Consider the following 23,794-nt stretch of genomic DNA (forward strand, 5'->3'; position numbering starts at 1 on the left):
CGGCCTTTTGATGGTGTTGGGAGAGCCTGGCACCGGGTGGCGAACGCAGCGCTCCTGCGCGGGAGCGTTTCGCGCCACGGATACCGCCCCGGCACTGGTGCTGGCCGCCGGTGCCTCCCGTCGTTTCGGCGGCGCCAAGGCCCTGGCCCAATGGCGTGGCCAGCTGTTGCTGGATCACGCCATTGGCCAGGCCCGTCAGCTCAGTCCGGATGTGCGGGTGATTACCGGTTGCCGGGGGCCGTTACTGCCACTGCGGGCCCAACGTCATCCTACCTCATGGCTGTTCACGCCCCAGTGGCGACAAGGCATGTCCGCCTCCCTGAAACTGGGCATCCACACCCTGCCCCCCCGGGCTCGGGGGGTGTTCGTGGTGCTGGTGGACCAGCCACTGATCGACAGTGAGAGCCTCTGCCGGCTTCGGGACGCTGCCAGGCAGGAACCGGAACTGCCGTTTGCAGCCGACTACCACGGTCGTCCGGGCGTGCCCGCCTATCTGCCACGCTGGCTATGGCCAGCATTGATGACGTTGGAAGGAGATCGGGGAGCGGGTCAGATACTCAAGGCTGCCGGTGCCCATCGCCTGGCTATTGACGGAGTGGCCGCAGATGTCGATACGCCGGAGGACCTGGCGAACCTCAGGCGATCGATGTAATCGTTGTCGTTTCGGCCAACGCCAGCAGTGGCCTGTTTTCCTCACCCCTGCGGTAGGCCTGGATCATCTCCGCCAGTATAGACAGGGCGATTTCCACCGGGTTGCCCGCGCCGATATCCAGCCCCACCGGCCCGTGAATCCGCTCCGGCGCCCGGCTATAGCCTTCCGCCAGCAACTGCTCACAACGTTGCTGGTGGGTGCGGCGACTGCCCAGCGCCCCCAGGTAGAAGCAGTCGGTGTGCAATAACTGCTTCAGCAACGCCGGCTCCCAGTCGTGTTCATGGAACATCAGCACCGCCGCCGTGTGCCGGTCCAGTGGAGGCACCCTGACCGACCTGGGCGATGTCAGCAAGCCGGTTTCCAGGTGACCCTCACAGGCGGCCAGCGTGGCCTGATCCGGAGAATGGAGCGATACCGTGAAGTCACTTTCCTGCGCGAGGCGCGCCAGCGTATAGGCGTTCGGGCCCTTGCCATAGACGACCAGCCGGCGTTGCGGGTAGTACCAACGGCGAAAACCGCTGGCCGGACCGGCACTGACAGGATCAACAACAGCCTGATGCGGGCCCTCTGCCCGGGTGTCCAGGGCAACCACCTGGCGTTCAGTGAGCGCCTTGTGGATGGCTTGCATTACTTCATCGTCCACGGTCACGTCGATGAACAGTTCCACCGAGGCACCGCAGGGCAACTGGATGTCCAGATAGTCGGACCCTGCTCCCAGTCGCAGGGTCCGATTGCGCCCTTCCGACAACGCCGCCCGGGCTTCGTCCACAATCACGTTTTCCGCACAGCCACCGGTCAGGTGCCCGGCATAGTGGCCATCGGCCGCGACCACCATCTGGCTGCCTGGCGGGCGCGGCGAACCACCGTCCGAGCCCACCAGTGTCACCAGTGCCACCGCCTGCCCCTGCTGCCTGAAGGCCAGAAAGTCTTCCACCAGGCAGTCAAAGGTGCGCAGCCGTGTGGTCGCGCCATTGGCGGCTGGCTCAGCCATCAACCGCGTACCTCGGCGTAGAGTTCTTTCTTTGAGAGTTTGCCCACCTGTGTCTTCGGCAGTTCATCACGAATTTCCATACTGTGGATCATCTCATGCTTGCCCAGTCGTGGTTTGAGAAAGGCCTTCATCTCATCCAGCGTGGGTTCCGGCTGACCGTCCCGCAGGGTGATGTAGGCCCTCGGGCTCTGGCCACGGTAATCATCCGGTACACCGATGACCGACACCTCCGCTACCGCCGGATGTTCGTAGATGGCTTCCTCGATGTTGCGCGGGTACACGTTGTAACCGCTGCAGATGATCATATCCTTGGTGCGATCGACAATGTAGACAAAGCCCTTCTCGTCGATCCAGGCCACGTCGCCGGTGCGGAAATAGCCATTGGCGGTCATGGATTCGGCGGTGGCGTCGTCCCGTTTCCAGTAGCCTTTCATCACATTGGGGCCAGCGATACAGAGTTCGCCCCGCTCACCCTGTGGCATTTCCCGGTCGCTGCCGTCCAGGTCAATGATCTTCAGATCCACTCCCGGCACCGGCAGCCCGCAGGCCCCGTCCGGGGAAACCATGCCTTCCGGGCTGAAGGTGCCCAGGGCAGCGGTTTCGGTCATGCCCCAGCCTTCTTTGACGGAGCAGTGGGCGGCACCCTGGAAGCGCTCCTGTAGCTCCACAGGCAAAGGCGCGCCACCAGAATTGCACAGTTTCAGGGAATCCAGCTGGTAATCACCCAGCTTCGGGAAAGCCAGCAGCGCGGACAGCATGGTGGGCACCGCCGGGAACACCGTGATCTTCTCCCGCTGGATGGTTTCCAGGGCCTGCTCGGGATCAAACTTGAGGTGCAGGTACAGGGTCGCACCGTTGCGCAGGCCAAACAGCATATTGACCACGATGGAATAGATATGGAACGGCGGCAGCACCGCCAGTACCTTTTCCTCGCCGGCGGACACGGTGGTTTTCAGGGCGGTGCCAAGCTGGTCGGCGGCGCCTGCGATATTGCCGTGGGTCAGCATCGCCCCCTTGGGTGCGCCGGTGGTGCCGCCGGTGTACTGCAGCACAGCCAGCCGGTCCAGGTCGTCTGCCTCCGGATGGCGCTGGTAGTCTCCGTTATTATCCAGCAGGTCGGCAAAACTCATAATCTTTTCGTCATCGGGCACTGCCGCCAGCGCGCCTGACTGATCAAGCTGGCTGCGCACCGCATCGGGCTGCAAGGCGAACTCGTCCACCGAGCCCACTACCAGCTTCTGCAGGCGCGAACTGCCCAGGAACCCGGTCATGTTTGGCAGCAACGCTTTTAGGTCCAGCGTGACCATGATGTCGGTCTCACTGTCGCCGATCTTGTGCTCCAGGATGCGCTCGGCATCGAGGGGCGAATAGTTCACCACAACACCACCCGCCCTGAGAACGCCCAGAAAAGCGATGATGCCATGGGGGGAATTCGGCAGGTACAGGCCGACATGAATGCCGGGCCCGACACCGAGCTGCTGGAAGCCGGCCGCTGCCCGGGACACCAGTTGATCCAGCTCCGGATAGGACAGCTCACGGCCCATGAAATTGACCGCGGCCCGGTCAGGCCATTGGCTGGCTGCGCTTTTCAGCATCTGGTGCACCGACAGGCCGGTCAGTTCCGGTTGATGAGGGATCTCGTCCGGATAGCTGGAAAACCAGGGGGAATCAGGGGCAACAACGGATTGGCTCATGGATACTCCTCTACTGCATTATCTTTATTGTTTATGGATTCCAGGGACATTCAGGCGCCGAAGGCCGTCCAGCCTCCATCGACCATGACGGTCTCGCCGGTCACATAGGACGAGGCCCTGGATGCCAGGTAAATCGCCGTACCGACCATTTCGTCAGGGGCGGCCATACGCTTCATCGGGGTGCGGGCCACCACCCGGTCGGCAAAATCCGCCCGCACATCGGTAATGGATTTGACCAACGGCGTTTCAGTATAGGCCGGTGCCAGCGCATTGACCCGTACACCGCGGTCGGCCCATTCCACCGCCAGCGTCCTGGTCAGCATGTCCACGCCGCCCTTGCTCGCGCAATAGGCGGAGGATCCGGTAAGCCCGGTTTTCCCGGCGATGGAGGAAATATTCACGATACTGCCGCTGCCACGCTCCAGCATATGCCGCCCCACCGCCTGGGCCATCAGGAATACACCGGTCAGGTTGACGTTGATGATGGTCTGCCAGTCTTCCAGGGGCAGGTCTTCGGCAGGCTTCTTGATCGCCAGCCCGGCGTTGTTGATCAGCACGTCAATATGGCCGAACTCGCGGATAGCGGAGGCCACGGCGGCAGCGATCTGTTCCGGGTCGGTTACGTCACAGGTGACCACCAAAGCCCTGACACCCCGGCCGCGGGCTTCGGTTGCCACTGCTTCGAGTTCATCACGACTGCGACTGCATAGCACCAGGTCGCTGCCCGCTTCCGCCAGACCCAGGGCAATGCTACGACCAATACCTCGTCCGGCGCCGGTTATCAGGCTTACGTTTCCGCCAAGATCAAATAGGGACATGGTGGGGAGACCTTCTTATGGGGTTGTTTTTATTGGAATCGGATAGAGGAAAGCATGCTAATCAGAAAAATGCCACCCCCTATTGCTGATTACAACTGGCCCGAATCCTGCTTAGTCCCTTCTGAAACAACATTGTCTGGCCGGTTATTGCCGGAGGGAAGCCATCATGTCTCTGCTGACATCACTGATCAAGGCCGGTAGCCAGCTCCAGCAGGCAACTGCCCGCAAGGCGGCAGACCCGCAGACCAGCGCCGCTGGCAAGGCCGCAAATGCCCAGCCTGCGGACGAACGCCAGGGCAATGACGATACGTTTACCCTGTCCGGCAGCAAGCCACAGAGCAAGACCGGCCGGCTGTCGGTCACCGAGTACCGGCAACAGGTCGGGCAGGACCTTGCCTTTGTGCAGGAAACCCTGCGGCACAAGCTTGCCGAGTACGGCATGCAGCCCACCACCCAGATTGCTGCATCACGCTCTGCCAGTGGGGACGTGGAAGTTCAGGGCCGGATGCCGGAGCAGCCCCGACAACGCATCGAGCAGGATCTGAACAACAGCCGGGAGTTCCGCGACGCCCTACAGCGCCTGAGCGTCAATGAACCAACGCTGAAATTCGTGGACTCGGCCCTGAAACTGAACCAGGCCTACGGCACCAGCAACACGGTGCTGGATACCCTGGTCAGCGACAACCAGCAGTTCAACGGCCTGCAGGATCTGGTCCACCGGTACGACAGCATTCGCCGCACCTTTACCACCGACACGGGGTCGTCCGCCCGGGATTACGCCTTCCGGCTCAATGCCCGGACCTGATGCCGTTGCCCTTACACCTGAAACGGTGCCGGATCGCCCTTACCCACGCGGGTAACTTCCGGTACCTCGCCCGTCATGTTCACCACGGTGGTGGGCTCCATGCCGCAGAAGCCGCCGTCGATGATCAGGTCCAGCTCGTGTTCCAGTGAATCCCGCACGTCGTAGGGGTCGGTCATGGGGTCTTCTTCCCCGGGCAGAATCAGGGTGCTGCTCATGATGGGCTCGCCCAGTTCACCCAGCAGCGCCTGAACAATGGCGTTATCCGGAACCCGTAAACCGATGGTACGCCGCTTCGGGTGCAACAGCCTGCGGGGCACTTCACTGGTGGCATCCAGGATGAACGTGTACGGTCCGGGGGTGAAGGTCTTCAGCAGGCGGTATTGGGTATTGTCCACCTTGGCGTAAACCCCCACATCGGACAGGTCACGGCAGACCAGGGTGAAGTTGTGTTTGTCGTCCAGCCTGCGGATCCGCTTGATTCGGTCCGCTGCCTGCTTGTCGCCCAGATGGCAGCCAATGGCATAGCCGGAATCCGTGGGGTAAACGATCACGCCGCCTTTGCGGAGGATGTCCACAGCCTGCTTGATCAGCCGCTTCTGGGGTGTTTCCGGATGAATCTGGAAAAACTGGCTCACGATGCCTGCTCCCGTTTTGATCCGCCCATGCAGTTGGGTGACGCGGGCACCTGGCCTCCGGCCTGCTCCCACTCCTGGGGTGTAAAGAGGTGCAACGCCAGGGCATGAACCCCGTTCTGCATCTCTTCGGCCAGCGCCTGATAGATGGCCTGGTGCCGGCGGACTTTGGACTGCCCGGCAAACTGGTCCGAAATCAGTGTCACCTTGAAGTGTGTTTCGGAGTTCGGTGGCACACTGTGCATATGGCTCTCGTTCTCAACGGTCAGGTGGCCGCCTTCAAAACGTTCGCCCAGTTTCTGTTCAATAGACTGCTGTATCCGCATACCCATGATGTCTCTTATGATGTGAAATCTTTCCTGTCAGGCTGCCCCGCAAGCGATCAGAATCAACGGGTCAGCTGGCGATTACCCTAGTCTACACCCTGCGCATCATCTTGACAGGGGGATGCCGAGGCGCCATCTTGCCTCTCCCCAGAGCAGCCGGACACTCCGCGCCATCATGCAATTGTATATCGCCGAAAAACCCAGCCTGGGCCGCGCCATTGCCGAGGCTCTGCCCGGCCCCGTCCAGAAGGGGCCGGGTTGGCTGCGTTGTGGTGAAAGGGATCAGAGCGTCACCGTCAGCTGGTGCATCGGCCATCTGCTGGAGCCGGCGGAACCGGCCAGTTACGACCCGCGCTGGAAATCCTGGCGCATGGATGACCTCCCCGTATTCCCCGAACGCTGGCGCCTGATGCCCCGGGACAGCGTGGCAAAGCAGCTGGGCGTGCTGGAAAGCCTGATTCGTCAGGCGGAGGTGATCTACCACGCCGGCGACCCGGACCGGGAAGGCCAGCTGCTGGTGGATGAGGTCATACGCTACTTCGGCGCCCAGTGCCCGGTTCAACGGGTGCTGATCAATGACCTCAACCCGGAGGCTGTGCGCCGGGCCCTGGCCTCACCCCGTGATAACCGGGACTTCCGGCGCCTGTCCCATTCTGCCCTGGCCCGCCAGCGGGCTGACTGGCTATACGGTATCAACCTGACCCGTTACTACACCCTGAGCTACCGGCAGCAGGGCGCGGACGGGGTGTATTCCGTGGGCCGGGTGCAAACGCCGGTGCTCGGCCTGGTGGTTCACCGGGACGACACCATTGCCAACTTTGAGCCCAAACCCTGGTATCGCATCGCCATTACCGCCCAACCCGCCGATGATGATGGCAGCCAGGCGTTCGAGGCCAGGTGGCTGCCATCGGAGTCCGTTCGCGACCAACTGGACGAGGAGGACCGGCTGCTCAGTCGGGAGATTGCCGATGACATCGCCAGTGCCGTCAAGGGCCGCCCCGGGCGAATCACTGCGGCCCGCTTCCGCGACCGTCGCGAAACACCACCGTTACCGCTATCCCTGTCCGCTCTTCAGATCGAGGCGGGCAAGGCATTCGGCATGGGGGCCAAGGACGTACTCGATACGGCCCAGAACCTGTACGAGAAACACCAGCTAATCACCTACCCGAGGTCCGACAGCCGCTACCTGCCGGAAGGGCACCTCGGTCAGGTGGAAGGCGTAACCCGCGCCATCGGCCGGGTGGATGACACCCTGGCAGAAGCAGCTGAAAAGGTGGACCTGAACCGCCGCACCGCGGCCTGGAACGATGCCAAAGTGGACGCCCACCACGCCATTATTCCGACCCTCAGGGCAAGACCGTCAGGTCCTTTGAGCGAGGCGGAGCAGCGTATCTACAACCTGGTGGCCCGTTACTACCTGATGCAGTTCATGCCGGACGCCATCCACCGGGAAGGCCGCCTGGACCTGACCATCACCGGCCACGCCTTCCGGGCCACGGAAACCGCGTTGCTGGAGGCCGGCTGGAAGACCCTGGAACCGAAGCAACGCAAGTCGTCGTCGGACGGCCCACCAAAGAAACCACTGCCGCGGCTGGCGCCAGAAGACGACGTCACCTGCACCGACGCCTCGGTAAAGGAGCGCATGACCCAGCCGCCCCAGCACTTCACCGACGCCACCCTACTGGCAGCGATGACCAATATCGCCCGCTTTGTCAGCGACCCGGAATTGCGCAAGACCCTGCGGGAAACCGACGGCCTGGGCACCGAGGCCACCCGCGCCGCCATCATGGAAACCCTGTTCCGCCGGGAGTACCTGTACCGGGAAGGCCGTCATATCCGCGCGGCCGGGAAAGGCCGCACCCTCATCCACGCACTACCCGAGGCCATCAGCCAGCCAGACATGACCGCCCGCTGGGAAGCCACCCTGGAGCAGATACGCGCCGGCGAGGGCGACCCACGCCAGTTTCTGGAGAAACTCAAGGGGCAAATCACCGGCTTTATCCGCCAGCCGACCGCCACGGCAGGCGCGCCGTCACGGCGCCAACCTTCGGATGCGGTAACCGACTCCGAGGCTATCCATTGCCCCAAATGCCGTGCCCCGATGCGGATACGCAAGGGCAAGTACGGCCAGTTCCACGCCTGCACCCGGTTTCCGGACTGCAATGGCACCCGCCCCATTGACGATACCGCCCCCGAGGACGGCACCAGCCAGCGACCCTGGCCCTGCCCTGCCTGTTATGCGCCGCTGGTGCGCCGCAAAAGCCACCGGGGGTGGTTCTGGGGCTGCAGTAATTTCCCTTCCTGCCGACAAACAGTTAATGACAACCAGGGCGCTCCGGCGGCACTTCAGCGCCCGCCGGTACGATAACGTTCCGTCTGCTACGATTTTCAGTGGCCCGAATGATCACTGGCGGACGTGAGCTGGCCCGCCCACCTTACGTAATGCTACATAATGACACTGACGCGACATTAAATATTTGACACAATAATGAGTGTGAAACAGCCGTTTTAATGACGGACGCCAACGGTAAGTTTGCGGCGGTGAGAACCACTACTTCAGGAGACAGTCCATGCGCATTGCCCTGCTGGAAGACGAACACGAACAGGCTCAGCATGTGCAGCAGATTCTGGCGGATCAGGGGCACCCCTGTGACAGCTTTCCCACGGGGCAGTCGTTCCTGAGTGCCGTGCTTCACCGCAGCTATGACCTGATGATACTGGACTGGCAAATCCCCGACATGACCGGGCTGGATGTGCTTCGCGAGGTGCGGGCTCAATTGAACTGGCCGGTACCCGTGGTGTTCCTGACCCAGCGGGACAGCGAGCAGGATATCGTGCAGGCCCTGGATGCCGGCGCCGACGACTACCTGGCCAAGCCGGCACGCCCGGCAGAGCTGAACGCCCGGATCAACGCCCTGGCCCGTCGCTCCAACCCGGACACGGAAAAAGAAGAGCTGTTCTACGGGCCCTTCGTGGTCAACACCAGCCGTCGCACCATCACCCTGCACGGCGAACTGCTGACCCTGACCGACAAGGATTTCGACCTGACCCTGTTCCTGTTCCAGAACCAGGGCCGGCTACTCACCCGTGAAATGCTGCTTGAGCGCGTGTGGGGAATGACCCGGGATATCAACACCCGTACCGTAGACACCCATATGAGCCGCTTAAGGCGTCGCCTCGGGCTGAATCCGGACAACGGCTTCCGGATCAAAACCATCTATCAGCGGGGCTACCGGCTTGAAGCCATGACCGACGCCACCGTTGGTGAGGAACCCACTTCTGCCTGATGTTCGAGGCCGTTACTTGCGACCGACTGACTTCATGAACTTCCAACGCCCGTTGTCCCCGGCATGTACGGCTGTCGCCCTGATGTGGCTGATAGCCTTGCTGTCCATGCCGTTGCGGGCTGAGCTGACAGTGGCGCAGGGTTCCGGGTCAGCGGCAACCGTCGGCCCCGCCGGCTCCATTGGCGATCCTTCCGACTGGACCTATACGCTGAAGACCGGCGAAAGCTTTGATCAGATTGCCCGCGAACTGCTGAAGGCATCGACATCAGCTGGCCGGCTGGCAAGCTACAACCGTCTCGACTCACCATCGAGCCTCCGCGCAGGTGATCAGATCCACATTCCCGTCGCCTGGCTCAGACAACAGCCCGAGCCCGCCCTGGTTCGGGGTATCAGTGGCCACGCCCGGGTCCGCTCCGCAGGTAATGGCGCCATTCGCCCCCTGACGGAAGGCCAGCGGATCCAGGCCGGCGATACCATTATCACCCACAACGGCATGGCGACTGTGGAACTGGCCGACGGCTCCACAATCCGGATCAACCCCGGCAGCTCCGTGGTGTTCAACCGCCTGACCCGATATGGTCGCGCCGGCATGACCGACACCCGTATGCGCCTGGAGCGTGGTGGAGTCAGCAACCGCATCAACCCCATGATTGAGGAAGGGGCCCGTTTCGAAATCGAAACCCCATCGGCCGTTGCCGCCGTTCGTGGCACCACCTTTTCCCTGCAGGCTGACCGTGATGGCAGCCATCTGCAGGTGACCGAGGGCCGGGTTGCCTTTGGCACCCCCGGCAATATCCGCGAGATTCCCAGTGGCTATGGCGCCTCTGTTCGCGCCGGCGGCTCAGGCAAAATGAAAATCCTCCGGCTCCCGCCAGCGCCGAAAACGAACCCCATCCCGGATACCATCAAAAGCATGCCTGCGCAGCTGAGCTGGCAGGCCAACGGCGCCCGCCAGTACCAGGTGGATATACTGGACCAGAAAACCGGGCAGCCGGTGCGCAGTGAACAGACCAGCAACACAAGTTTTGCCCTTGGCGGACTCGCCAATGGCGATTACCGGGCGCAGGTTGCCTCACTGTCGAACGAGGGCATCAGTGGCATGCCCGCGGATGTTACTTTCCAGGTGGATCTTGCCGCCCGCGCCGCGGAGTTGCTGGAACCGGCTCCCGGCGCCACACTGGACAGTGATCGCCCAAGCTTCAGCTGGCGTTACCAGGGTGAAAGTGAGAGAGCCCGGGTGGAAATCGCCAAAGACAGCAGCTTTACTGATGTTGTTGCCAGCAGTGACTGGCGCTCTCAGGAATCCGGGATTCCCAACAAGCCCCTGAAGCCGGGCGAATATCACTGGCGGGTGGTCACGGAAGCCGGCGGCAACTCCGTCGCCACGAGCAAGACCCGGACATTGACCATTAATGGCACCCTGGCGCCAGTCAGCGTGATCAGCGCCAACTACATTGATCGACAGGTCCGGATTTTCTGGGAACGCAACCGGGATGCATCCGGTTATCTGCTGCAGCTGTCGGAAGATCCGTCATTCGAGGATGTCATCAAGGAAGCCACAGTGGACGACACCACGGCAGCGCTGCGCCTGATACCCGGCAGACGGTACTTCGTTCGCCTGCGTGCCATATCCGAAGGTCCTATAGTGGGTCGGTGGGGCCCGGGTAGAGAATTATATGTAGAATAATGGTACTGTCAGCACGTTACCCAGGCGCCTCCACGGCAGGAGCCACTGACCCTGGCGCCAGACCAGTACCAGAATCCACCAAGCACCATAGCAGGACCCATGACGAGGGATTGGTTTTCCACCAGACATTCAGCCTGGACGCTGGCCCTGCCCCTCACTGGCATCCTGTTGCTGCTGCAGCTGACCACTCTGCCGCAACGACTCGATAACTGGCTTTACGACACCCTGATCACCACCTGGCCACCGGAACCTCCGGAAGATGTGGTGATCGTGGCCATCGACGAGAAAAGCCTCTCTGCTATCGGTCCCTGGCCCTGGCCCCGTTCGGTTCATGCCAGCCTGATCGGGAACCTGACCAACGCCGGCGCCGAGCGTATTATCCTCGACATCCTGTTTACCGAGCCAGCGATGGATGATCAGGCGCTGGCTGAAGCAATGCGCTCTCACGGCCGGGTCATCCTGCCACTTTACCTTGCTCCCAGCAGCCAGAATGACCTTTTCCGGGAACAACTGCCCACGCCCCGGCTGGCCAGCGCTGCCTTCGCCATTGGCCACGCCCATGTGGAGCTGGATTCCGATGGTATCGCAAGGGGCCTCTACCTCTATAACGGCCTGGGCAACGAACTGTGGCCTGCCATGACCCTGTCTGCCACCAGGAATTCGCCTTCGGTCGCCCCGAATACCTTCGAAGACCTGGACGCAGCCGCCTATGTGAACGTTCGGCAGAGCTTCCGCCGAATACCACTGGTGGGCCGCAGTGGCGCCTTTACCACCTATTCCTACAGCGACCTCCTGGTGAACCCGCCGCCCGCACAGTGGCTGGAGGGCAAGACCGTGCTGGTGGGCGCCACCGCCGCCGGTTTCGGGGACGTGCTGCCCACACCCTTTTCCGGTCTGGCCCAGCCCATGTCCGGCGTGGAGTTCCATGCAAATGTACTCCATGCCATTGAAAACGAGCGCCTGATCCGCGAAGTATCAACCATCTGGCCCATTCTTCTGGCGCTGTTCAGCGGCCTGGTGATCGTACTGGTACTGCCCCGCCTTCGGCCGAGCCGGACCTTCGGTTTTTCCGGGCTGCTGTTTGCCCTGATACTGGGAGCGTCAGTGGCCGGCCTGCAACACCTGAACCTTTGGCTACCTGTTGCCAACGCACTGCTGGTGCCGATCATTGCCTTTCCCCTGTGGAGTGCCCGGCGCCTGTCACTGGCCAACCGTTTCCTGAACCAGCAAATTGACCAGCTTGAGCGGGGCAACCTCCTGCACCTGCCGCCACCCTGGAGCAGAAGCCCGCAACAGATCCTGTCCAACCTCCGCGAGTTGATCAACCCGGAAGGCTGGCTGTTGATGGAGGAGGACGCAGTGCTGACACGGGAAAATCTGTCGGTCAAAGAGGTTCCCTCCTGGTCCCGCCGCCCGGGGCTCTGGCTTCACGACCAGGGTATCAGCCGGACTACCCTGATTCGCGGCGGACGACAATTCAGGCTGGCCCTCAGGATACCCCCCGGGCTTGCGGGGGCTACCGCCGAGCGTTACCTGGGCCGCCTGGAACTGCAGCCGCCCATCACAACCCAGCCTGTGGCCGTAGTGCGCGAAAACCTGTCCACCCGCATCGACCGTGCGCAGCAGGCCACCCAGAAGCTCAATCACATCCAGAGTTTTATCTGGCGCAGCTTTGAGCACATGCCCGATGGCATCATCGTCACCGATCCGCTGGGACTGATCCTGTTCGCCAATGGCCACGTTCCACGCTGGTTCAACGAGCCCCAGCCAAGCCTGCAGAGCATGTCCCTGGCGACCCTGCTGCAAGGGCACGACCCCCGCTCCCCCGGGTGGGCCGAAACCCTGGCAGACACCCTGACCCAGCAGCAGAGCCGCACCGTTGACCTGCGCCTGCATGGCCGGGACTTCCTGATACACTTCGCCCCCTTTGTGCTGCCAGACAGAACCCAGAACGGCATCATCGCCAACATCGCGGACATATCAGAGTTACGGGAACAGCAGCGCCAGCACAGGGAGGCGATCGACTTTATCTCACACGATGTGCGATCACCCCTGGTATCCCAGCTTGCGCTGATCGAGCAGCTAAAGCGGCGCCCCGGCGAGGTCCAGACCGAACAGCTGGATCAGCTCCGCAAGCTGGCCCGTCGAAGCTATCATCTGGCGGAGGAGTTCGTGCAGCTGGCCCGGGCCGAACAGCTCACCGAAACACGGTTCTACGACTGCGAATTCCTGGCCATTGTTGAGAACGCCCGTGACAGTGTCAGCGAACAGGCACTGCAGAAGAACATCAAACTGGTGCTGCTGGGCAACGACGATCTCTGGTTACGGGGTAACGCGGAATTGCTGGAGCGGGCGGTGATCAATCTGCTGACCAATGCGGTGCAGTATTCCAAACCTGGCACGGCAGTCACCATGCAGGTGTTCCGGGCGGGGCACCAGGCCTGCCTGACGGTGACTGATGAAGGATCCGGTATCGCCGCCTCGGAACTCCCCACCCTGTTCGACCGCTTTCAGCGGCAAAAGAGCAGCGAACTCTCCGGCCAGCACGGTGTCGGCCTGGGGCTGTCGTTTGTCAGCGTGGTAGTGGAAAAACACAAGGGGGAGATCAATGTGGAATCAAAAGAGGGCGAAGGCTCGGCCTTCACCCTCAAACTGCCGGTAGCGTCCCACCCGGAGGAGCCCGGCCAGGAGTAGCGGCATCAGATCGCGCGGGACACCGGTTGGCTGGGTGCGCTGATCAGCCCGTTACTGTCTACCGTCTGTACGGCAAAGTACCAGGTGCCAGGCGCAAGATCCTGGATGTCGTAACCACAGTTGAGTGAATTGCACTCGACCACCACCTGCTGTTCCAGGTTGGCCGGATCCTGCCCATACAGCACGATATAGCCATCAATGTCATTGATGTAACTGAGCTGCTCGCCGTTGATGCGCTGACCCGGTGCCAACCAGCTCAAAGACACGGTCTGGCCGGACGAAACGCTCTCTTCCGATGACGGGGCGGACGACTGACTACTGCTACTGCCCGACCCCGAGCCTCCACAGCCCGCCAGGAAGACAGCACACACGACGGCGGCAATGCCTGCCCGTGACTTTCCAGTGGCCCTAAACTGCATCGTGGATTACTCCTGATTCCGGGTCATTTTCCAAAATTTTACAAAATACAGGGGGGCCACACTGTGCGCAAGATCCGCTTTCTGCAGCTAAACCATGGAGAACAGAAAGGAAATTGTTAACGCCTGAAAGCAGAGGTAACAGAATGTAAAATTGACGTGCAAGAACAGACGACAGAGACACCCATCACGGGACACAAAGATAAGCGAACAGGAAACAAAAATGGTGGGTGGTGCAGGGATCGAACCTGCGACCCTCGCCTTGTAAGGGCGATGCTCTCCCAGCTGAGCTAACCACCCGGGAAGGAAAATGGCGGAGCGGACGGGACTCGAACCCGCGACCCCCGGCGTGACAGGCCGGTATTCTAACCAGCTGAACTACCGCTCCGCATCATTGCCAGACAAGATCGCGCCTGCCTCGGCAACATCCATTGACTGGGGTAAGTCAACGGCCCGGAAAGTGGTGGGTGGTGCAGGGATCGAACCTGCGACCCTCGCCTTGTAAGGGCGATGCTCTCCCAGCTGAGCTAACCACCCACTTCCGGCTTTCGCTTCACCTGATTGACTGGCCGCTGCCGTGTTCATCAATCAAGTGAGACGCGCATTTTAAGTATTTCTCAGGCAGAGTCAAATGTTTCGGGGAAATTTCCCGGATTTTTTTCAGAACCTTAAAAATCCGTCTATTTTTCAATCAATTCCGACAGTTAGAGCACCCTCCAACAGGCGGGATTACCTTGCCCTCAGCTGATCCACCTGCTCCTGCAAACGCACCAGTCGTGACGTCAACTGGGCGCGGGAGGTATCCACGGCTTCGAGCGTCTGCTCTGCCTCCGCCAGACGGCTTCGGGTGGCCGCCAGCTGTCGTGACAGCTCCTGCACACGATTGCCCCCGGACTCAAGGGCCTGGAGTCGGCTCTCCAGTCCGTCCATTGCCAGGGCCTGCTCCTGCCTGAAGCGCTGCAACTGCCGGGCGACCTGGTCGTCAATGCCGGCCAGGCGTTCGTTCACACTTTCCAGTTCGCCGGAGAGCGCCTGCAGCCGACCGCCATTTTCCTGCTGGGTCTGCCGTGTCTGCTCCAGTGTCGACGACAGGCTTTCGGTACTGGCCTGCAGGTCGGTAACGCTCTGCCCCGTGGTTTCCAGGTTAGCGGACAGAGATTCCAGCTGGCCGCTCAGGCTCTCCTGTTGCTCAGCCAGGGATGCAATCTTCGGCCGGTTCTTTTCATTGGAAAGCACCCAGAGCTTGCGTATCTCATCGTTGGCCTCTTTCAGCCTGGCGTCCAGGCTACCCAACCGCTGATCCATGGAGGAACCGGTTTCCTCCAGGTTTTCCCCGGTTTCCGACAGGTCGCCTTCGAACCTTGCCAAGGCCAGCTTGCTCTGGCGGGCCCAATAGTCCGCCTCTTCCACCTGGGCTTCCATGGTCTGCATCTGCTGATGCATCTGCCAGCCAAACCACCCGGCGCCGGAGATCACAAACACCAGCACAATCAGCAGTGACCAGACCAGAGCGCCGGACGAACCGCCGCGCCCTTCGCCAGACCCGCTACCTGACCCGCCGGCAGATTTGCCACCTGATGACGGTGGCGGTGTCTGGGCGCCAGCGGCCTGCCGCTCCCCTGCCTTGCCTTTGCCCGCGTTGCGAACCTCGCCAGCAATCGGCGCGTCGGCACGTAGCTCGTCCTCATCAGGGCGAATCGGATCCATAATAACCTCTTTACCTGAAACAGCCTTATGGCGACTGATCATATCCGTTTGCAGGCTTTTTCACCAAGTTACCGCCGTAATGAACGCCTGGCGCCAGGTGAAACGGCTGATTGCCGGTCAGCCCGGAGGCAGAAGATGCCGCTGCAGTTTGCATGGTGGTCAGGCAAATCCTAAAATGTCGGGCTTTCCTGACGCCGGGCATCAAACCGACCACGCCCGCTGCCGTCGCCTTTATTGACGGGGACAATTGCTATGCAACCGCTGGTAGGCATTATCATGGGCTCCAAGTCGGACTGGCCCACCATGGAACATGCAGCCGTTATGCTGGACAGGCTGGGCGTCAGTTACGAAACCCGGGTGGTGTCAGCGCACCGTACACCGGACCTACTGTTTGACTATGCCAAGAACGCCGCCGGTCGGGGGCTGAAAGTGATTATTGCCGGCGCCGGGGGGGCGGCCCACCTGCCAGGCATGGTGGCCTCTCAGACACCGCTGCCGGTATTGGGTGTACCGGTTCAGTCCAAAGCACTTAACGGTCTCGACTCCCTTTTGTCCATTGCCCAGATGCCCGGCGGCGTCGCGGTGGGCACGCTTGCCATCGGCAAGGCGGGGGCCACCAATGCAGGCCTGCTGGCGGCCCAGATCCTTGGCACCCATGACCCGGACCTGCAGGCCCGGGTTGAAAACTTTCGCCAGCAACAGACCCAGTCTGTGCTGGATCACCCGGACCCGGCCAGCGACAGCTGATTCGAGACACACAGGAGCATACCGATGAGAATTGGCATTCTCGGTGCAGGGCAGCTGGGGCGGATGCTGGCCCTGGCCGGCTACCCCCTGGCAAAGACGTTTGTCTTTTACGACATGTCCGGCAGCCCGAGCGCCGGTCTTGGGGAAGTGATCATCGACCGGGAAGGCAAATACCTGGATGATTTCCTGTCGCGGGTAGACCGCGTCACCTACGAATTCGAGCATCTGCCAGTAGAGGTTGCCGAGGAAATATCGCGGTCAAAGCCAGTCTACCCGGGCCCCCGCGCCCTTCAGGTCTGCCAGAACCGGGAAGCTGAGAAGACCCTGTTCGGTGACCTGGGCATTCCCACGCCGCAGTGGCGCATGGCCAACAGCGCCGATTCATTAAAGGCGGCGGCCGAGGAGCTCGGCTGCCCGGTTGTTGCCAAGTCCAACACCGAAGGCTATGACGGCAAGGGCCAGGCGGTGCTGCGGTCACCGGAGGACGCCGCCGAAGCGTGGCAGTCAATCGGCCATGAACGCCTGATGGTGGAGAAATTTGTCGACTTCACCCGCGAGGTATCGCTGATTGCGGTTCGCGGGATAGATGGTGAGGTGGATTTCTACCCGATGGCTGAAAACGTCCACCACGAAGGCATCCTTCGCTATTCCATCGCCCCCGCCCCGCAGCTGTCACCAGCGCTGGAAGAAAAGGCCGGCGGTTACATTCGTGCCCTGCTGAATGAACTGGATTATGTGGGTGTTCTGGCCCTGGAACTTTTCGAGACCGCCGATGGCCTGGTCGCCAACGAAATGGCCCCCCGGGTCCACAATTCCGGCCACTGGACCATGGAAGGCGCCATGACAAGTCAGTTCGAGAATCATATCCGTGCCGTGGCCGGCCACCCCCTGGGCAACACGGCAGCGCGTGGGCTCAGTTGCATGGTGAATATCATCGGCGAGCATGGCGATATCGAACGGATTATGGAGCTGCCTTACGCCCACCTGCATCTGTACGCGAAAGCCGAGCGCCCCGGCCGCAAGCTTGGCCACGTCAACGTGCTGGCGGACAGCTACGAGGAACTCAAGTGGCGAGTTCGCAATGTGGCCCAGTTCCTGCCCGGCAGCCCCGAGTTCGACTGTTCACTGACCCGCTGAGAAGCGCGCAGCCAGCGGCAGCGGATACGGGGAATGGCAAAGATTTCCGCGCCATTCACCCCCGTACCCTTGAAAAAAATCAAGCAGGCCCGATACTTGTTGGTTGCAGAGTTACAAAACGTGTCGTTGTAACGCAGTAATGCTGCAACACCAACGCGCCATAAATGTTCATCGGGGGCTTCAATGACCCCTGAAATACTGAGAGAAACCAGGGAGAACGACCTCATGGCTTTTGAACTTCCCGCACTTCCGTACGCAAAGAATGCTCTGGAACCGCACATCTCCGAAGAAACGCTGGAGTACCATTACGGTAAGCACCACAACACCTACGTCACCAAACTGAACGGCCTGATCGAAGGCACAGATGACGCCAACAAGTCCCTGGAAGACATTATCAAGAGTGCCAGCGGCCCATTGTTCAACAATGCCGCCCAGGTGTGGAACCACACCTTCTACTGGCACTGCCTGAGCCCCAATGGTGGCGGCGAGCCCACCGGCGCAGCCAAGGAAGCCATCGAGAAAGCATTTGGCTCCTTCGAGGACTTCAAGAAAGAGTTCAACGACAAGGCCGCCAACAACTTCGGTTCGGGCTGGACGTGGCTGGTCAAGAAAGCCGATGGCTCGGTGGCCATTACCAATACCAGCAACGCGGAAACCCCTCTGACGGGTGCCGACAAGCCGGTACTGACCGTCGATGTATGGGAGCACGCCTACTACATCGACTACCGCAACAGCCGTCCCAACTATCTGGAAGCTTTCTGGAAGCTGGTTAATTGGGACTTCGTGAACGACAACCTGGCCTGATCCGGCCGGTTCCGTTTACCCTGGCCCCGGCGCTGCCGGTGCCGCCGAGAAAAGCCCGCCATCGTGCGGGCTTTTTTCGTGCTCGCCTCACCGCCCTGGCGCTCTTCACGACATTACAAAATAAAACACCCATGCACCGGGCATTCTGGAAAAATGGTACGTCTATCAGTGCAATCCGTCAGATCTTGACCATACTGTAATGCTAGTGTCCCGTTTGGTTAATGCGCTGATCTACCGGGCCAGAGGCCCCAGCGTCACGCAGTAGGTCAGCGGATTAACCAAACGGGACACGAGTGCAGTGGCCTGAATCTGGACTTCGAATGCGCTCGCCGAAGAACTGATCATAAAACCATGCGAACGTCATGACCCAAGTTTTTTCATTGCAACGCCGTCTGGGATACCGAATTCTTCGATGGGTACTGTCCGCTGCCATTCTGGCCGGCATTGTCCTCAGCGTGTTTCAGATACTCAGCGACGCCCGGTATGTGTCCTCGGATCTGGACCGCGACGCCCGGGAAACGCTGGAGCTGGTTCGTGAGGCCTCGACGCAGGCCATATTCAGCCTCGATGAAGCGCTCGGCAACCAGGTCATCAGCGGCCTGTTCGGGCAACAGGAGCTCCACAAAGCCGAAATCACCCACCCCGACGGCGATGTACTTGCCCGGCACGAACGACCGCTCATACAGTCCAGCTACAGGCACCTTACCGACTGGATTTTCGACCGGACCCGCACCTACACCACGGAGCTGTATCGCAGCAATATCCCGTCCAGCGATGAGGCGGTGGTATATGGCCAGCTTCGTGTCACCTACGATACCGCGCCACCGGCCGCGGCCTGGGTCGAACGCTCGGCCCTGACCCTGCTCGTGGGCATTCTGCGCGCGGTCATCGTCGGCCTGGTGTTATTTGTCGTAGTTTACTGGCTGATGACCAAACCTCTGCAGACGCTGGTAAGTGCGCTGGTAAAGGTAGATCCCGATCATCCGGACAGACACTTGCTGAAGCGCCCCCCCGGTCACAAGCGCGACGAACTGGACGTGCTGGTGCAGGTCATCAACCACCTGCTGGTGTCCATCCAGGACAGTCGACGCCGGCACGAGGACGCGGAAACCCGCGCCCAGGAGCTGTCCCGTCATGATCAGTTAACCGGCCTGCCCAGCCGTGAGACCATCCTGGCCACGCTAGGCAGTGCCCTGGGGGATTGCCAGATCAATCGCAGCAACCTGGCCGTCTACTGTTGTGGCATCGACGATTTCAAATCCATCAACGAACAACTGGGTTATCAGACCGGCGACCGCATCCTGAAGACCATGGCCCAGCGCCTGATCGAACCGGGCAATTCCCAACGCCTACTGGCAGGACGCCTGAGTGGTGACCAGTTCGTGGTTATCGCCCACCCGGTGGAAGACCAGTACGAAGCGGCCGAGCTGGCCGAGTACCTGTTAAGCCTGTTCAGTGAGCCAGTACGGGTGGACACCAGCTCATTCCGGGTAACAGCCACCATCGGCGTTGCCATGTATCCGACGGATGCCTCCGAACCGGATCACCTGCTCCAGCAAGCGGAACACACAATGACCCTGGCCAAGACGGAGGCCAGCAACCACAGTCGCTTTTACATCGCCAGCGTCGACCAGGAAATCCGTGCCCGCAAACAACTTGAGAAAGACTTGTCCCAGGCTCTGACCAACGAAGAGTTTCACCTGGTCTATCAGCCCCAGATCAGCCTCCAGAGCAACCGCATCATTGGCGCCGAAGCCCTGCTACGCTGGACGCACCCGGAGAGGGGCATGGTGCCACCCGACCACTTCATCCCCCTGGCGGAACTCAATGGCACCATTGTCGAGATCGGCCAATGGGTACTCAACGAGGCCTGTCGACAGGCTGCAGTATGGGCCTCGGCCGGCATGCCGCTGCGCATCGCTGTTAACCTCTCCGCCGTCCAGCTCCGTCAGCCGGATATCGTTGGCACCATACTGACTACCCTGGGCCGCCACGAAATACCACCCGGTCGGCTGGAACTGGAAGTCACGGAAACCGGCTTCATGGAAAACCTGGAAGACGCCGTTGAAAAACTGCGCCAGCTGAACAATGCCGGCATCAACATTGCGGTTGACGACTTTGGCACCGGCTATTCCTCACTGACCTATCTCAAGCGCATGCCGGTGCAGCATCTGAAAATCGACAAGCAGTTTGTCCAGGACCTGTTGGTCAATGAGGACGACACCCGCATCGCCAACACCATCATCGACCTGGGTCGAAGCCTGAACCTGGCCGTTATCGCCGAGGGGGTGGAAACACAGGAACAGGAATTCTACCTGCGTCAGCGGGGCTGCCAGATCGCACAGGGTTACTATTTCAGCCGACCACTTCTACCCCATGCTTTTGTTTCGTTTGTGGACTCATTCCACGGAAAACTTGAGGAAAACATGGAGAATCCGCAATATAAATAACCGTCCGGGGGCCGATCAAGCCGCTCCCGAAACCACATCAGGAATGGACCCTTATGACTTCAACGCTGATCGGCCTTGCCGTAATTGCCATCGTCGTTATCTATATCGTCGCCATCTACAACCAGCTGGTATCCTACCGCAACCAGTTCAAGAACAGCTTTGCCCAGATTGACGTACAGCTCCAGCGCCGCCATGACCTCATCCCCAACCTGGTGGAATCCACCAAAGCCTACATGAGCCACGAGCGGGAGACCCTCACCCAGGTCATGGAGGCGCGCAATGGCGCCGTCAACGCCCAGAAAGACGCCGCCACCGACCCCGGTGAAGCCGGCAAGATGAAAAAACTGGGCAGCGCCGAAAACATGCTCACCCAAGCCCTGGCCAACTTCTACGCGGTGGCGGAGAACTACCCGGACCTGAAGGCCAACGAAACCGTCCAGCAGTTGATGGAAGAACTCTCCAGCACCGAAAACCGCGTCGCCTTCGCCCGCCAGGCCTATAACGACAGCGTGATGAGCTACAACATCCACCGGGAGAAATTTCCCAACAACGTCATTTCCGGCATGTTCGGCTTCAAACCGACCTCACAGCTGGAGCTGGAATCGCCTGAAGCTCGGACCGCGCCCAAGGTGAGTTTCTAGCCCCAGAGGCCAGCACTGTGCTGGGGGTCCGGAGGCCGGGATCATTTTCCCGGACCTTCAAAAACATGGGTGGAACGCGACAGCGTTTCACGGGTCGGCCAGGGAAGGCCGACCCTGGACCTTTACGGGGACGCAGGAGCATAAAGCCGTAAAGGTTTTTGAAGAGCCTCCATGGATGGATTCACGGCGTGTCCGGGAAAATGATCCCGGCCTCCGGTCCTTGCACCCTTTCAAATAGACAACCTGACCCATGCCAGCACCCGGATTCTTCGAACGCCAGACCACCGCCAAACGCAATACCACCCTGCTGGTATTCCTGTTTGCCCTGGCCGTCACACTCATCGCGCTTGCCGTCTGCGTCATCGGCTATCTGGTCACCCGCAGCGACACCACCAGCCTGCCCTTCCACCAATGGCTGCTCAGCACCCACGGACTGATGACCGCCGCAGCCGTGGTCGTACTGATCGTCGGCGCTTCGGGCATCCGCTGGCTCGACCTTGCCGGTGGCGGCGAACGGGTCGCCCGCATGGTCAACGCACGCCTGCTTGATCCCTCCAGCCAGGACACCGATGAACGCCGCTTCCGCAACATCGTCGAAGAAATGGCCATCGCCAGCGGCGTGCCCGTGCCACAGCTGTATGTGATGGACAACGAAACCGCCATCAACGCCTTTGTTGCAGGTTACAGCCCTAACGAAGCCGTCATGGTCGTTACCCACGGCACCCTCACCCAACTGACCCGGGACGAACTCCAGGGTGTCGTCGGCCACGAATTCAGCCATATACTCAATGGCGATATGCGCATCAATGTCCGGCTGATTGCCCTGCTGGCTGGTATCCTGGCTATTGGCCAGATCGGCTTCTTCCTGCTCCACAGCAGCAGCCATCGCCATGGGTTCCGGTCCAGCGGCCGCAATGACGGGCGTGCGGTACTGCTGGTCATCGGCCTGGGCCTGGCCGGCATCGGCTATCTCGGTGTGTTCTGCGGGCGGCTGATACAGGCTGCGGTTTCCCGTGAGCGGGAACGACTGGCCGACGCATCCTCCGTCCAGTTTACCCGTAACCCCGAAGGCATTGGCGGCGCCCTCTATAAGATCGGCCTGAACTCCGGGTACCTTGAACACACCAGCCACGCCAGTGACATGAACCACATGTGCTTTGGCGAAAGCACCAAAATGGCCTTCAGCCGCCTGCTGGGCTCACACCCGCCTATTGATGAGCGTATCGAGGCTATCCAGCCCGGCCTGTTGACCCGCCTGCGCAGCCGACTGAGGGACCAGCCCGGAGAGTCCGGCCAGCCCAAAACGACAGCACCGGAAGGAACCAGCGGCTTTGCCGGCACATCCGGGGCAACCTATATGGCGGAGCCCGTTGCCAACCTGTCGACAAGGGTCGGCACGGCCACCCCGGCCGGCGAGCTATATGCGAGCAAACTGCTCACCCGCCTTCCCGCCAATGTTCGGGAGTTGCTTTACACCCGCTCAGGCGCGGTCCAGTTTGTCTACGCACTACTGACCCATGACCTGCGGGGCGATACTACCGAAAGCCTGCTCAAAACCACACCGGAGGCCATAGTCCTGAAGCCTGATCCGGCCCTGATCCAACGTTTCACACCGACCCTGGAACGGGAAGGCGATGCCATTCGCCTGCCTGCCCTGGAACTTGCCATGCCCGCACTGCGGAAACTGGACCCGGACGAGCGCCAGTCGCTGGTGCGGCAAGTCGCTGCTCTGGCGCAGGCAGACGGTCGCGTTACCCTGTTCGAGTTTGCCCTGCACAGTTTCCTTCAGCGCCATCTGGCCGCCGACTCTGGCCGCGTGGTTCCGGTACGTTACCGTAACTACCAGAAAGTATTGCAGGACCTGAACACCCTGTTCAGCTTGATGGCCCGCGCCGGCACTCAGAGCCGGACTGAGGCCGATGAGCTGCACCGCCAGGCCATCGAGAGCTTCGCCAACCGGCAGAGCGCCGACAGCCTGACGCTGAACGAAAAGGTATCGGTCAAAGATTTGCGGGAAAGCCTGAAGCGACTGAACCAGCTATCCCCCATGCTCAAGCCTGGCATTCTGGATGCCTGCGCCCAGTGCGTGCGACACGACGGACAGGTGGAGCCAAGGGAGTATGAGCTGATACGGATCGTCGCCGACCAGCTGGACTGCCCCCTGCCCCCGCTGACCTGATACCCACAGCCACACCCCCATGCCTTTCTCTCGGGCAGGCGTTTTCATCGTGAAGGCTGCAACAAAAAGGGCCACCAGCATGGCTGGCAGCCCTTTAACAACGTGCGGCAGGTACGCGTCGCGCGGT

General features: G+C 61.0%; 19 protein-coding genes and 3 tRNA genes. 12 read left to right on the forward strand and 10 right to left on the reverse strand.

The features are described 5' to 3' along the window. Positions 1 to 10 precede the first annotated feature (10 nt). A complete protein-coding gene (locus tag ACFOZ5_RS14795; protein WP_379888662.1) occupies positions 11 to 652 on the forward strand; it encodes a nucleotidyltransferase family protein in 642 nt (213 codons plus the stop codon). On the opposite strand, the gene ACFOZ5_RS14800 is transcribed toward ACFOZ5_RS14795, so the two are convergent. Genes ACFOZ5_RS14800 through ACFOZ5_RS14810 form a run of 3 tightly spaced genes read right to left on the reverse strand, consistent with a single transcriptional unit; the run spans position 636 to position 4,155 of the window. Beyond that, on the reverse strand, positions 636 to 1,643 hold the full coding sequence (locus ACFOZ5_RS14800) for an XdhC family protein (RefSeq protein WP_379888664.1): 1,008 nt from the start codon (positions 1,641 to 1,643) through the stop codon (positions 636 to 638). The genes ACFOZ5_RS14795 and ACFOZ5_RS14800 overlap by 17 nt on opposite strands. After that, on the reverse strand, positions 1,643 to 3,337 hold the full coding sequence (locus ACFOZ5_RS14805; protein ID WP_379888666.1) for a long-chain-fatty-acid--CoA ligase: 1,695 nt from the start codon (positions 3,335 to 3,337) through the stop codon (positions 1,643 to 1,645). The genes ACFOZ5_RS14800 and ACFOZ5_RS14805 overlap by 1 nt, the downstream gene beginning before the upstream one ends. A 50-nt stretch (positions 3,338 to 3,387) precedes the next feature. After that, positions 3,388 to 4,155, reverse strand: coding sequence for an SDR family NAD(P)-dependent oxidoreductase (locus ACFOZ5_RS14810; protein WP_379888668.1), 768 nt, complete (start codon positions 4,153 to 4,155; stop codon positions 3,388 to 3,390). Between the two features lie 166 nt (positions 4,156 to 4,321). On the opposite strand from ACFOZ5_RS14810, the gene ACFOZ5_RS14815 reads away from it, so the two are divergent. Then, the gene (locus tag ACFOZ5_RS14815) at positions 4,322 to 4,960 is read left to right on the forward strand and encodes a hypothetical protein (protein WP_379888670.1); all 639 of its coding nucleotides are present in this window, start codon (positions 4,322 to 4,324) and stop codon (positions 4,958 to 4,960) included. A gap of 11 nt (positions 4,961 to 4,971) precedes the next feature. On the opposite strand, the gene ACFOZ5_RS14820 is transcribed toward ACFOZ5_RS14815, so the two are convergent. Together ACFOZ5_RS14820 and ACFOZ5_RS14825 are read right to left on the reverse strand one after the other, a co-directional pair. Beyond that, positions 4,972 to 5,595: an L-threonylcarbamoyladenylate synthase gene (locus ACFOZ5_RS14820; protein ID WP_379888672.1), complete on the reverse strand. Its 624-nt coding sequence runs from the start codon at positions 5,593 to 5,595 to the stop codon at positions 4,972 to 4,974. Beyond that, positions 5,592 to 5,918 (reverse strand): BolA family protein, encoded by a 327-nt coding sequence (locus ACFOZ5_RS14825; RefSeq protein ID WP_379888711.1) that lies wholly within the window; start codon positions 5,916 to 5,918, stop codon positions 5,592 to 5,594. Before ACFOZ5_RS14825 ends, ACFOZ5_RS14820 begins: the two co-directional genes overlap by 4 nt. A gap of 175 nt (positions 5,919 to 6,093) precedes the next feature. On the opposite strand from ACFOZ5_RS14825, the gene ACFOZ5_RS14830 reads away from it, so the two are divergent. The 4 genes from ACFOZ5_RS14830 (at position 6,094) to ACFOZ5_RS14845 (ending at position 13,586) form a co-directional block, all read left to right on the forward strand. Further along, positions 6,094 to 8,286, forward strand: coding sequence for a DNA topoisomerase III (locus ACFOZ5_RS14830; RefSeq protein ID WP_379888674.1), 2,193 nt, complete (start codon positions 6,094 to 6,096; stop codon positions 8,284 to 8,286). Positions 8,287 to 8,488: 202 nt separating this feature from the next. After that, a complete protein-coding gene (locus ACFOZ5_RS14835; protein ID WP_379888676.1) occupies positions 8,489 to 9,205 on the forward strand; it encodes a response regulator transcription factor in 717 nt (238 codons plus the stop codon). A gap of 34 nt (positions 9,206 to 9,239) precedes the next feature. Beyond that, positions 9,240 to 10,892 carry a FecR domain-containing protein gene (locus tag ACFOZ5_RS14840; RefSeq protein ID WP_379888678.1) on the forward strand — a complete coding sequence of 551 codons (1,653 nt, stop codon included), beginning with the start codon at positions 9,240 to 9,242 and terminating at the stop codon, positions 10,890 to 10,892. A 99-nt stretch (positions 10,893 to 10,991) separates the two neighbouring features. After that, on the forward strand, positions 10,992 to 13,586 hold the full coding sequence (locus ACFOZ5_RS14845; protein ID WP_379888680.1) for a CHASE2 domain-containing protein: 2,595 nt from the start codon (positions 10,992 to 10,994) through the stop codon (positions 13,584 to 13,586). 5 nt (positions 13,587 to 13,591) lie between these two features. On the opposite strand, the gene ACFOZ5_RS14850 is transcribed toward ACFOZ5_RS14845, so the two are convergent. The 5 genes from ACFOZ5_RS14850 to ACFOZ5_RS14870 form a co-directional block, all read right to left on the reverse strand. Next, entirely contained in the window at positions 13,592 to 14,005 is a 414-nt protein-coding gene (locus ACFOZ5_RS14850; RefSeq protein WP_379888682.1) for a fibronectin type III domain-containing protein, read from the reverse strand. Between the two features lie 221 nt (positions 14,006 to 14,226). Continuing rightward, a tRNA-Val gene (locus tag ACFOZ5_RS14855) sits at positions 14,227 to 14,302 on the reverse strand. Between the two features lie 11 nt (positions 14,303 to 14,313). After that, positions 14,314 to 14,390, reverse strand: a tRNA-Asp gene (locus ACFOZ5_RS14860). 73 nt (positions 14,391 to 14,463) lie between these two features. Beyond that, positions 14,464 to 14,539 (reverse strand) — tRNA-Val (locus ACFOZ5_RS14865). Positions 14,540 to 14,731: 192 nt separating this feature from the next. Beyond that, entirely contained in the window at positions 14,732 to 15,709 is a 978-nt protein-coding gene (locus ACFOZ5_RS14870) for a hypothetical protein (protein WP_379888684.1), read from the reverse strand. A gap of 252 nt (positions 15,710 to 15,961) precedes the next feature. On the opposite strand from ACFOZ5_RS14870, the gene purE reads away from it, so the two are divergent. The 6 genes from purE (at position 15,962) to ACFOZ5_RS14900 (ending at position 23,667) form a co-directional block, all read left to right on the forward strand. Continuing rightward, positions 15,962 to 16,456, forward strand: a complete 495-nt coding sequence (gene purE / locus ACFOZ5_RS14875; protein ID WP_379888686.1) for a 5-(carboxyamino)imidazole ribonucleotide mutase — start codon at positions 15,962 to 15,964, stop codon at positions 16,454 to 16,456. 24 nt (positions 16,457 to 16,480) lie between these two features. Further along, the gene (locus tag ACFOZ5_RS14880) at positions 16,481 to 17,593 is read left to right on the forward strand and encodes a 5-(carboxyamino)imidazole ribonucleotide synthase (RefSeq protein WP_379888688.1); all 1,113 of its coding nucleotides are present in this window, start codon (positions 16,481 to 16,483) and stop codon (positions 17,591 to 17,593) included. A 225-nt stretch (positions 17,594 to 17,818) separates the two neighbouring features. Beyond that, positions 17,819 to 18,397 (forward strand): superoxide dismutase [Fe], encoded by a 579-nt coding sequence (sodB, locus tag ACFOZ5_RS14885; protein ID WP_379888689.1) that lies wholly within the window; start codon positions 17,819 to 17,821, stop codon positions 18,395 to 18,397. 362 nt (positions 18,398 to 18,759) lie between these two features. Next, positions 18,760 to 20,847, forward strand: a complete 2,088-nt coding sequence (locus tag ACFOZ5_RS14890; protein WP_379888691.1) for a putative bifunctional diguanylate cyclase/phosphodiesterase — start codon at positions 18,760 to 18,762, stop codon at positions 20,845 to 20,847. Between the two features lie 53 nt (positions 20,848 to 20,900). Continuing rightward, positions 20,901 to 21,488, forward strand: a complete 588-nt coding sequence (locus tag ACFOZ5_RS14895) for a LemA family protein (RefSeq protein ID WP_379888693.1) — start codon at positions 20,901 to 20,903, stop codon at positions 21,486 to 21,488. Positions 21,489 to 21,738: 250 nt separating this feature from the next. Next, positions 21,739 to 23,667, forward strand: a complete 1,929-nt coding sequence (locus tag ACFOZ5_RS14900; RefSeq protein ID WP_379888695.1) for a M48 family metallopeptidase — start codon at positions 21,739 to 21,741, stop codon at positions 23,665 to 23,667. Positions 23,668 to 23,794: the final 127 nt, after the last annotated feature.

It is taken from the genome of Marinobacter lacisalsi (assembly GCF_042651045.1).
Taxonomy (GTDB): domain Bacteria; phylum Pseudomonadota; class Gammaproteobacteria; order Pseudomonadales; family Oleiphilaceae; genus Marinobacter; species Marinobacter lacisalsi.